Below are 10158 nucleotides of genomic sequence, written 5' to 3' on the forward strand. Positions count from 1 at the left end.
AACTTTTTGAGCTTCTTCTTCTGATAAAATAGTATGTTCTGGAACTAATTTATGTTGTAAAATATCAGCTTTCAAAATTATATCCTCCATATTTAAAAATAAGTAATACTAACATTAATCATTAATTATTAAATAATTATGCAGTTTATTATATAAATAATTTATAATTTAGTTTGATAAAAAAAATATGTTAAATTTCATAAATAAGTTATAATTAAAAAATATAATTATTAATTGTCAAAAATAGAATTATGTTGTTAAAATATAAGCGGGCCCGACGGGAGTTGAACCCGCGACCGCCTGGTTAAAAGCCAGGCGCTCTCCCAGACTGAGCTACGAGCCCCTATAAAATGATTATAACGCCTTGGCCGGGATTTGAACCCGAGTCGCAGGCTCGACAGGCCTGCATGATAGCCTCTACACTACCAAGGCATTTTATACTTATTAAAAACACATACTTTGTACTACAAAGCAACTATGTTATACTTTGTATGTTATAGTATATAAAGGTATCGGTTAAAGATACATATAACTTACTAACAATTATATTTATAAATAAAAGGTTATCCCGTCTGCCGGACTTGAACCAGCAACATTCGGATCTACAGTCCGATGCTCTGCCAAATTGAGCTAAGACGGGTATAACAGTGGGACCACCCGGATTTGAACCGGAGTCTCAGGCTCCCAAAGCCCAAAGGATCGACCAAGCTACCCTATGGTCCCATGTACTAAAAATTATAGAGCCCCAGGGGGGAATTGAACCCCCGACCGCTTGATTACAAGTCAAGCGCTCCACCAGACTGAGCTACTGAGGCATCTACGTGTTAAAACCTATTTGTCCATAATAGGTTAGAAGTCATTTATTATTTAACTAACTCATACTATATAAAGGTTTCCCCCCTTATAGTATTCCCATTTAAAATCCTAAAAAAGAGAAATAAAAGAATAATACTCTTTAAAAAAATTATATAAAAATTATTAATTTTTATTTCGTTTAGCAGAGTCAACTAAAGCTTTTACAGCAGGTAATTCTTCACCAGCAATTAGATTTATACTTGCTCCTCCACCACTACTAATATGTGTAATATCATCATCTAAATCCATATTACTTGCAGCAGCAGCAAGATGACCCCCACCAATAATTGAAAATCCTTCTGATTTAGCCATAGTATTTAATAAATCTTCAGTTCCTAAATTAAAGCCTTCTTTTTCAAATACTCCTGCAGGACCATTGGCAAATAATGTTTTTGCTTCCAAAATTTTTTCCTTATAAATTTCAATAGTTTTACTACCAATATCATAGATTGGTAAATTTGGAATTTCATCAACAGAATATTCCACACGTTTATCATTTTCAAGAATTGCTAAATCAACAGGTAATATTATTTTATCAGAATAGTCTTTTAACAATTCTTTTGCAAAATCAATATAATCTTCATAACCCCTTTGAACTATAAAATCATAATTATATTCTTTTAAATCAACACCACTTGCTACAAGGAAAATATTTGCTACAAGACCAGTTGTTAATATAAAATCTGCTCTATTAGTTCTTAGTGCATTAGCCATAACATTTATAGAATCATCAGCTTTAATACCTCCAAGTACATAAACTCGTGGTTGTTGTGCATTATCTAATATCCCATACAATGTTTTTAATTCTAATTCCATAACTCTTCCAGCAAGGGATGGTAATACTTTTGAAAAACCAATAAGTGAAGTTTGAGATCTGTGTGCTGTAGCAAAAGCATCATTAACAAAGTAATCAGCCAGAGGAGTTAATGTTTTAACCATGTATGTGTTTGCTTGTTCTTCTGGTGTTAATTTAGGCATTTCTTCTGAATAAAATCGAACATTTTCTAATAGAACTATTTCACCATTAACCATGTTTGATATGATATTTTGAGCTTCTCTAGAAAATATAGAGTCAACATATGTAACATCTTTTCCAATAATATTAGACAATGATCTGGCATGTTGTTTAAGAGTAGTGAAATCTGATTTACCTGGCCTACTTTGATGTGCTATTATTACAACACGAGCATCCCTATCTGACAATTCAGAAATAGTACTTGAATGTAATCTCATTCTAGTATCGTCTAATAATTCACCATCTATAGGATCTACTGGTGAATTAACATCTACCCTAAGTAATACTGTTTTTCCTTCAAAATCAAAATCATCCATTGTATTAAAATCATAATCCATAACTAATACCCCTTAATTACTTCTAAAAAAAATATTAAATTAAACTAACTAAATCAATTAGAGCTTCTTTTTGATTTTCTGCTTTAATAATACCAGAAGCTAGTAGAACTCCTTGAGCACCAAGATCTAATGCTGCTTTCATATCTTCTCCCGTAGATATTCCAGCACCACATAATACTGATATATTCTTGTTAATTTTATGAATTTCTTCAACTGTATTTTCAACTACTTCAGGACTAGCTTGAGAGACAGGAATACCAGTACCAATTAATTCAGGTGGTTCAATTGCAATGAAATCTGGATTAAATGATGCACAGGCAGCACTTGTTTTAACATTATTAGTACATAATACACTAGTTAAATCTAGTTGTCTTGTTTTTTCAACAACAACATCAATATCAGCCAAAGTTAATCTTTTCTCTGAATGATTAATTAAACTACCCTCTATACCAGTTTCATATAAAGCTTCAGGTAAAGCTGAACCTGTATGTCCTCCAGGAGTTATAGCATCCATGTGTTGAGCATAAACAGGAATATCCACAGATTCAATAATTGGATATAAATCAACTGCTTGTGGAGCAATTGCCATATTTATACCTGTTTCATCACTTGCTTCTTGAACATACTGTGATAATTTTACTGCATTTTTACCTGTTGATTCTGTATATGTTTTATAATTAAGTATTATTATTGGTGTCTTATTCTTACTCATAAAAATTACCTACTAAAATAGATTTCTTATAAAAAAAAATCTAGTCATCTAATAATATTTATTATTCTAATTATTATTATAGATAGTTAAGAATCATTATAAATTCATAATATGAAAATAAATACAACACATTAATATAAATTAAATTTTTTAAGACACAAAAAACATAAGATTATATTAATGATAATTTCACAAACAAAACAAAAAGATTTAGAAAAGAAAGGATATAGATTTGCAGGAAAAAATATTCATGCTGCAAATAAGATATGTCACTGGACAAGAAAAAGTATAGTAGATGAAGGAACATGTTATAAAGAACAATTCTATGGTATAAAAAGTCATAGATGTCTTCAAATGTCTCCAGCAATTGCATACTGCCAACATAAATGTTTATTCTGTTGGAGAGATACAGATATTACAAAAACATCATGGGATAGTGATGACTATGATGATCCAAAAACAATAATTGAAGACTGTATTGAAAACCAGAAGAAATTACTATGTGGATTTTTTGGAAATGAAAATGCCAATCCAGAAAAATTAGAAGAATGTGTAAAACCAAATAATGCTGCATTAAGTCTTGCAGGTGAACCATTACTTTATCCTGAAATTAATCAATTAATAGAAGAATTCCATAAACAGAATTTTACAACATTCCTTGTAAGTAATGGTGAAAATCCAGATAAAATAGAAGCTCTTGGAAAACATGAACCAACACAACTATATATTTCATTAGATGCACCAAATAAGGAGATATATAAAAAGGTATGTAAACCACAAGTATCTAATGGATGGGAAAAATTACAAGAAAGTCTTGAACTTCTCTCAACAATTGATACAAGAAAAGTTCTTAGAATAACATCAGTAAAAGATTTGAATATGATACATACAGAGGAATATGCAAAGATTATTGAAAAGGCAGATGTTGATTACGTTGAAATAAAAGCATATATGTTTGTAGGTGATTCAAGAAATAGACTTCAATGGGAAAATATGCCAAAAACTGTGGATATTCAGGAATTTGCACAATCCATCGCCGAAAAAACAAGTATGGATATTATTGATGAAGTTGAAAAAAGTAGAGTACTTCTACTTGGTGAGAAAAAACCAGGAAAGTATAATAACTAAAAAATAAATTATTATACTAAAGAGGTGAATAAAATATGTGGGGAAAAATCATAGGAATTATACTCATTATTTTTATAATAGGTGGTTTTGTTGTACCAGTAGGTCCAATAGGACAAACTGCAGATTCATCTATTGCTGTAACATATGGAGAAACAACCTATGCTAACCAAGATTATAAAGATATAGTAAATCAATACTTCAAAGATAATGGATATAATAACTTAGATAATGCAAATAAAACTATAATAACTGCAAATGATGTAAATGCAATATCACAAGATATAAGTCATAAAACATACAATTCAAATCAAATACTTTCATCAGCTCTAGTTGATTTAAACTCAAATAACGATATAAAAGTAGATGTGGATAAATCTAAAATTACAACAGTAACAGAAAGTATGTATAAAACTGCATTAAATTCATCTGGTATTACAAAAGGACATGTTATTGTAACTTCTCCAACAACTGCAACTGGAGAATCAGCACTTGCAGGAATTCTTAAATCATATGAAGTTGCAACAGGAAAAGAAATACCAAATGATGTGAAAGAAGCAGCAAATAATGAAATATACACACAAAGTGAAGTAGTAAATAATACAAATATAAGTGCAGATGATGTGGCAAATGTTGTATCACAAGCAAAAGAGGAAGCAGCAAAACAAAATACCACAGACACACAGACCATTATAAACATTGTAAATAACATTGCAAGTAACAACAATATAAATATAACAAGTACAGATGCAAGTAATCTAGCAGATAGTATATCACAAAGTCAGTCAGTACAAGATAAGGCAAATCAATATCAAAATCAAGTAACTGATTATGTAAATTCTGAAGGAGCACAAACATTATTTAGCCAAATATGGAACATGATCCAATCTATGTTAAATGGAAATACTGGAAGTACAACAAATACTTCCAATTAATACTTTTTTTTATTATCTATTCACATAAAACAATTCCATTTAGAACAAGAATTTAATTATTAAAATAATAGTTTTTATATAACTATCAAAAAATATTCAAGACTACTTCTATTAAATAAACCCACCTTTTTTATACCAACAAATAATTAAGTATGTAATAGGTGTATTAACTATGATAATCTATTTTTCAGCAACAGGAAACTCTCAATATGTCTCTAAAAAAATAGCAAAAGAAATAAATGAAAAAACATATTCAATAATAGAAAATAAAAATACACGAAAATACCATATACATATAGAAAAAGATGAAACCCTAGGTGTTGTTATTCCAACATACTTCTGGGGACTACCAACAATTGTAGAGGAATATCTCTCTAAACTAACTATTACATCAGAAAATAAAAATCCATACATCTACATAATAACAACATATGGTACAACCCCTGGATACTCTGCAGGATATGTCAAAGAACACCTAAATATATGTGGATATAAAGTAAATCTACAGGCAAGTATTAAAATGGTAGATACATGGACTGTTATGTTTGATTTAACTGGTAAAGAAAAAATAAAACAACAAACAATAGAATCAGACAAAGAAATAGATACAATCATAACACGAATTAAAAATAGAAATCAGGGAAAATATGTTGCAAGAAAAATACCTAAATTCATATCTAACATGGCACAACTATGGTATGATAGAAGTAGAAAAACAAAAAATTTACACATAACAAAAACATGCACTGGATGTAAAAAATGTATAAATAACTGTCCAATAAATGCCATAAGACTAGTTAATAACAAACCCTCTTGGCAAAAAGAATACTGTGTAATGTGTCTTAGATGTCTACATATATGTCCAACATTTTCAATACAATACAACAATAAGACACAAAAACATGGACAATATATAAATCCATACATTAAAAAATTAGATTAAAAAAAAGTTTTAGTGAATAAACTCTATTCACCATGTAACTTTGCAACAGCAATTTGAGCTGCTCTCTCCATTGATGTTTCAAATGGAATATTATGTTCTGTTAATATTTTTTGACCTTCTTCTTCATTAGTTCCAGTTAATCTAATTACAACAGGTATGTCAGATTCATGTTCTTTAGTTACATTAACAACAGCATTTGCAACATCATCAGCACGAGTTATTCCACCTAAAACATTTAGGAAAATAACTTTAACTTTTGGATTTTTAAGTACTAATCTTAAAGCTCTTGTAATAACTTCTTCTGATGCTCCTCCACCAACATCAAGAAATGTTGCTGGTTTTTCACCATAATATTGAATTAAATCCATACCAGTTAATGTTAATCCTGCACCATTACCAATTACTGCTATGTTACCATCGAGTTTTATATATGCAAGATCATCTGAGTCATCTTCATGTTCTAAATCAAATTGTTTTAATTTTTTATGTCTAAAGAATGCATCATCATCTATTGCCATTTTTGCATCTGCTGCAATAAATCCATCAGGTGTTTTTATTAATGGATTTATTTCTGCTACTGTTGCATCATAATCATTGAATGCTTGATATAATTTCCATATAAAGTTACCTACAGCAGATACTTCATTTGTATCAACACCCATTTTAAATGCAATGTTACGTGCTTGATATGGCATGAATTCTTCTAATGGTTCAACATATTGTTTTACAATTTTTTCAGGTGATTCCTTTGCTACTTGTTCAATATCCATTCCACCAGCCATACTTGCCATAATTAATGGTTTTTTAGCATCCCTATCAAGAATAATAGACAAGTAGTATTCACTTATTTTATTTTCTACCTTTTCTTCAATGAGAACTTGAGTAACTTTTTCATCTTTAATTGTTTTTGTAAATAATTCTTTAGTTCTTTGTGCTGCTTCTTCTGGAGTATCTGCAAATAGAATTCCACCAGCTTTTCCACGACCACCAGATAGTACTTGTGATTTTACTGCAACAGGTTTACCTATTAATTTTGTTTTTTCTGCTGCTTCTTCTGGTGAGCTTGCCAAATAACTTTCTGGTATCTTAATATTTGATACTCTAAAAATCTTCTTTGCTACGTATTCATGTATATTCATAATTCCACCATTATTCTATCTTAACAGTATTCATTCCTTCTTCAAATGCCTTCATATTCATATCTTCAGTTCCTTTAGGTACACTTGAAAGTATTGCTTGTTTTGCTGCATCCTGACTTATTACTCCAGTTGCTTTAACAAAGGAGCCTAACATCACTATGTTTGCCACAATTTTTCTACCAATTACTTTTTCAGCTGTTCTTGTTGCTTGTGATTTGTATACTTTAAGATTCTTACTTTTAACTATATCATTTATTTCTTCGTCATATACTAAGTCTGGATCAATTATTAGTGTTGCATTTTCTTGTATATCATCAATATATTTTAGTAATGATTCATGAGACATTGCAACAAATATTTCAGGACTTTCCACTTTTGGATAATCTATTTCATCATCACTTATTACAACTTCTGTACGGGAAGCTCCTCCCCTTGCTTCTGGACCATAGGATTGTGTTTGTACAGCATATATATGATCAAATAAAGATGCAGCTTTTGCTATTACTATTCCACACATTAATATTCCCTGTCCACCAAAACCTGCTATACGTATTTCTGTCCTCATACTTAATCACTCATATATGCTTTGTTAATATTATCATCAGGATCAATTTCTGAATGTTTTCTAATTACTTCTTCTGAAGAAGTTATAAATTCTTTTCTTGGTTTATTTACATAAACACCTGTGATAATTTTACCTTTTAATTCATCTTCTGTCATATTCCTAGATTGTTCCAGTGTTATTGTATTTTCTTTAAACCAGTGAATCATTTCAACAGGTGTTCTTATTTTGTTTTTTCGTCCATAATATGTTGGACATTGAGATATTACTTCAATAAATGAAAATCCTTTATTTTCTAATCCATCTTTTATGCTTTGAGCCACTTGCATTGGTTGGGCTGTAGTGTACTTTGCAACATATGATGCACCTGCTGCCTTTGCAACTTCTGCTATGTTAAATGGCATGTCAGTAGAACCATATGGTGCTGTTGTTGCAAAACTTCCTTCAGGACTAGTTGGACTTATTTGTCCACCAGTCATTCCATAGATATCATTGTTTATGCATATTACAGTTAAATCTATATTTCTACGTGCTGCATGAATTAAATGATTTCCACCAATAGATGTTGCATCACCATCACCTGTAACTACTACAACATCTCTTTTTGGATTAGCAATTTTTAGTCCTGTTGCAAATGCTATTGCTCTTCCATGAGTTGTATGTAGAGAATCACATTTTACATATCCTGGTATTCTTGATGAACATCCTATACCTGAAACCATATTTAAATCATCAAATGATTTATCTGATAATTCCATTCCTTTAAATATTGTATTTAGTACTATACCATTTCCACAACCAGGACAGAATATATGTGGTAATCTTTCTTCTCGTAAATATTTCATGTATTCATGAGGGTGTTTAGAGTCAGCCATTATTTTATTCCTCCATGATTTTATCTAATATTTCCTTTGGAGTATGTAATGCTCCACCTATTTTAGATAATAATTCAACATTTGCATGTTTTCCAAGTACTCTATCTACTTCAAGATATACTTGTCCTAGATTTAGTTCTGGTACAATTATCCTTTTAGCATTTTGTGTTAATTTAAGTAGTTGTTCTTCTGGAAATGGCCATACTACTCCAAGTTTTATGTATCCTACTTTCAAGTCCCTTTCTCTTGCTTGTTTTACTGCTGTTAGTGCAGATCTTGAAGGTATTCCATAGGATAATACTACTGTATCTGCATCTTCCATGTATTCAGATTCAATTTGTGATATTTCATTTCTATTTTTTAGTATTTTATCACATAATCTTGTTACTAGTTGTGTGTGAACATCAGCATCATCTGTATTTGGATATCCTCTTTCATCATGAGTTAGACCTGTTACATGTATGTTAAATCCTTCACCAAATGAGGGCATTGGTGTTGTTTGTGCAGATTTAGCATTGTATGGTAGGTATGTATCATCTGTTTTTTCTGGCATTGTTCTTGGTATAATTTCAACTTTTTCAGGTACTGTTATTTTTTCCCTCATATGTCCAACAATTTCATCAGCCATTACAAATACTGGGCATCTGTATTTTTCTGCTAAATTAAATGCTTTAACAGTATAATCAAAACATTCTTGTACTGATGATGGTGCTAATGATATTGTTTCATAATCTCCATGGGATCCCCATCTTGTTTGCATCATATCTGCTTGAGCAGATCTTGTAGGTTGACCTGTTGATGGTGAACCTCTTTGCATGTTAATTATTACTATTGGTGTTTCTGTCATTGTAGCATATCCAATATTTTCTTGCATGAGAGATATACCCGGACCACTTGTTGCTGTAACAACTTTTTGTCCCCCCCATGAAGCCCCTATAATTGCACCTATAGCAGATATTTCATCTTCCATTTGAACAAAATGGCCACCTACTGTAGGTAATTTTTTAGACATTATTTCAGCAATTTCTGTGGATGGTGTAATAGGGTAACCTGCAAAAAATCTACATCCTGCAGCTAATGCTCCAAGTGCACAGGCTTCATTTCCTTGTACAAAATATTCTTTATCTGCCATTTTAATCATCATCCTCTATTGAAATTACTTGATCAGGACACATTAATGCACATAAGTTACATTTTATGCATTTTTCATTGTCTGGAATAGGTATATGTACACCTTTATGATTTAGTGTTTCAGATGGGGTATACACATCCATTGGACAAATGTCAACACAAATATAGCATCCTTTACACAATTCTTCATTTATGTATAACATATTATTACCTTTATATTAATTAAGTGAATTTTGTAACATTTAATAAGACTTAGTAAAAAAAATTAGTAGATTTACTTGTCAATTATGTTTAATTATAAACTTGTAAATGTTAATCATGAAATAGTTATATTTTTCCATGATAGATGAATAAAATTTAGTTATTTTTTTAAACATCGTTTTTATCACATTATATTTATTATTTGTTTATTCTATTATTAATAGTTACAGAAATGTTACATAAATTTAGAGATATATGGAATATTGTATATTATCTCTAAAGAATTCCCCTACTTTTTATCATAAGTTATGCTATTTTAATAGACAA

General features: G+C 30.4%; 11 protein-coding genes and 5 tRNA genes. 3 read left to right on the forward strand and 13 right to left on the reverse strand.

Going from position 1 to position 10158, the window contains the following annotated elements; translation table 11 throughout:
• The 8 genes from A9758_RS07420 to tpiA form a co-directional block, all read right to left on the reverse strand.
• On the reverse strand, nucleotides 1–90 hold a 90-nt coding region (locus A9758_RS07420), incomplete at its 3' end, for a DNA-directed RNA polymerase subunit RpoH/Rpb5 C-terminal domain-containing protein (protein WP_304440342.1).
• 179 nt (nucleotides 91–269) lie between these two features.
• Nucleotides 270–343: transfer RNA gene (locus A9758_RS05110), tRNA-Lys, on the reverse strand.
• A 17-nt stretch (nucleotides 344–360) separates the two neighbouring features.
• A tRNA-Asp gene (locus A9758_RS05115) sits at nucleotides 361–432 on the reverse strand.
• Nucleotides 433–566: 134 nt separating this feature from the next.
• Nucleotides 567–640 (reverse strand) — tRNA-Tyr (locus tag A9758_RS05120).
• Nucleotides 641–648: 8 nt separating this feature from the next.
• Nucleotides 649–723 (reverse strand) — tRNA-Pro (locus A9758_RS05125).
• Between the two features lie 18 nt (nucleotides 724–741).
• Nucleotides 742–815: transfer RNA gene (locus A9758_RS05130), tRNA-Thr, on the reverse strand.
• A gap of 163 nt (nucleotides 816–978) precedes the next feature.
• Nucleotides 979–2208 carry a phosphoglycerate kinase gene (locus A9758_RS05135; protein ID WP_011406952.1) on the reverse strand — a complete coding sequence of 410 codons (1230 nt, stop codon included), beginning with the start codon at nucleotides 2206–2208 and terminating at the stop codon, nucleotides 979–981.
• A 34-nt stretch (nucleotides 2209–2242) separates the two neighbouring features.
• Nucleotides 2243–2920: a triose-phosphate isomerase gene (tpiA, locus tag A9758_RS05140; RefSeq protein WP_011406953.1), complete on the reverse strand. Its 678-nt coding sequence runs from the start codon at nucleotides 2918–2920 to the stop codon at nucleotides 2243–2245.
• A 180-nt stretch (nucleotides 2921–3100) separates the two neighbouring features.
• On the opposite strand from tpiA, the gene twy1 reads away from it, so the two are divergent.
• The 3 genes from twy1 (at nucleotide 3101) to A9758_RS05155 (ending at nucleotide 5923) form a co-directional block, all read left to right on the forward strand.
• Entirely contained in the window at nucleotides 3101–4048 is a 948-nt protein-coding gene (twy1, locus tag A9758_RS05145) for a 4-demethylwyosine synthase TYW1 (protein ID WP_011406954.1), read from the forward strand.
• A gap of 35 nt (nucleotides 4049–4083) precedes the next feature.
• Nucleotides 4084–4980 carry a DUF1002 domain-containing protein gene (locus A9758_RS05150; protein ID WP_011406955.1) on the forward strand — a complete coding sequence of 299 codons (897 nt, stop codon included), beginning with the start codon at nucleotides 4084–4086 and terminating at the stop codon, nucleotides 4978–4980.
• A gap of 172 nt (nucleotides 4981–5152) precedes the next feature.
• Nucleotides 5153–5923 carry an EFR1 family ferrodoxin gene (locus A9758_RS05155; RefSeq protein WP_011406956.1) on the forward strand — a complete coding sequence of 257 codons (771 nt, stop codon included), beginning with the start codon at nucleotides 5153–5155 and terminating at the stop codon, nucleotides 5921–5923.
• 23 nt (nucleotides 5924–5946) lie between these two features.
• Here A9758_RS05155 and sucC read toward each other — a convergent pair whose 3' ends face one another.
• From sucC to A9758_RS05180, 5 genes are read right to left on the reverse strand one after another with little or no spacing between them, the layout of a single operon-like run.
• Nucleotides 5947–7062, reverse strand: a complete 1116-nt coding sequence (gene sucC / locus A9758_RS05160; RefSeq protein WP_011406957.1) for an ADP-forming succinate--CoA ligase subunit beta — start codon at nucleotides 7060–7062, stop codon at nucleotides 5947–5949.
• A gap of 10 nt (nucleotides 7063–7072) precedes the next feature.
• Complete coding sequence (locus A9758_RS05165) at nucleotides 7073–7627, reverse strand: 2-oxoacid:ferredoxin oxidoreductase subunit gamma (RefSeq protein WP_011406958.1); 555 nt, start codon at nucleotides 7625–7627, stop codon at nucleotides 7073–7075.
• Nucleotides 7628–7629: 2 nt separating this feature from the next.
• A complete protein-coding gene (locus A9758_RS05170) occupies nucleotides 7630–8499 on the reverse strand; it encodes a 2-oxoacid:ferredoxin oxidoreductase subunit beta (RefSeq protein WP_011406959.1) in 870 nt (289 codons plus the stop codon).
• 4 nt (nucleotides 8500–8503) lie between these two features.
• Nucleotides 8504–9631, reverse strand: coding sequence for a 2-oxoacid:acceptor oxidoreductase subunit alpha (locus A9758_RS05175; RefSeq protein WP_011406960.1), 1128 nt, complete (start codon nucleotides 9629–9631; stop codon nucleotides 8504–8506).
• 1 nt (nucleotide 9632) lies between these two features.
• On the reverse strand, nucleotides 9633–9833 hold the full coding sequence (locus A9758_RS05180) for a ferredoxin family protein (protein WP_011406961.1): 201 nt from the start codon (nucleotides 9831–9833) through the stop codon (nucleotides 9633–9635).
• Nucleotides 9834–10158: the final 325 nt, after the last annotated feature.

The sequence above is a fragment of the Methanosphaera sp. A6 genome (genome assembly GCF_001729395.1).
GTDB lineage: Archaea > Methanobacteriota > Methanobacteria > Methanobacteriales > Methanobacteriaceae > Methanosphaera > Methanosphaera stadtmanae.

Excerpts from the sequence above, each read along its gene's own strand:
- A9758_RS05135 (WP_011406952.1), bottom strand. The coding sequence starts at position 2,208 with ATGGATTATGATTTTAATACAATGGATGATTTTGATTTTGAAGGAAAA.
- tpiA (WP_011406953.1), bottom strand. The coding sequence starts at position 2,920 with ATGAGTAAGAATAAGACACCAATAATAATACTTAATTATAAAACATAT.
- twy1 (WP_011406954.1), top strand. The coding sequence starts at position 3,101 with ATGATAATTTCACAAACAAAACAAAAAGATTTAGAAAAGAAAGGATAT.
- A9758_RS05150 (WP_011406955.1), top strand. The coding sequence starts at position 4,084 with ATGTGGGGAAAAATCATAGGAATTATACTCATTATTTTTATAATAGGT.
- A9758_RS05155 (WP_011406956.1), top strand. The coding sequence starts at position 5,153 with ATGATAATCTATTTTTCAGCAACAGGAAACTCTCAATATGTCTCTAAA.
- sucC (WP_011406957.1), bottom strand. The coding sequence starts at position 7,062 with ATGAATATACATGAATACGTAGCAAAGAAGATTTTTAGAGTATCAAAT.
- A9758_RS05165 (WP_011406958.1), bottom strand. The coding sequence starts at position 7,627 with ATGAGGACAGAAATACGTATAGCAGGTTTTGGTGGACAGGGAATATTA.
- A9758_RS05170 (WP_011406959.1), bottom strand. The coding sequence starts at position 8,499 with ATGGCTGACTCTAAACACCCTCATGAATACATGAAATATTTACGAGAA.
- A9758_RS05175 (WP_011406960.1), bottom strand. The coding sequence starts at position 9,631 with ATGGCAGATAAAGAATATTTTGTACAAGGAAATGAAGCCTGTGCACTT.
- A9758_RS05180 (WP_011406961.1), bottom strand. The coding sequence starts at position 9,833 with ATGTTATACATAAATGAAGAATTGTGTAAAGGATGCTATATTTGTGTT.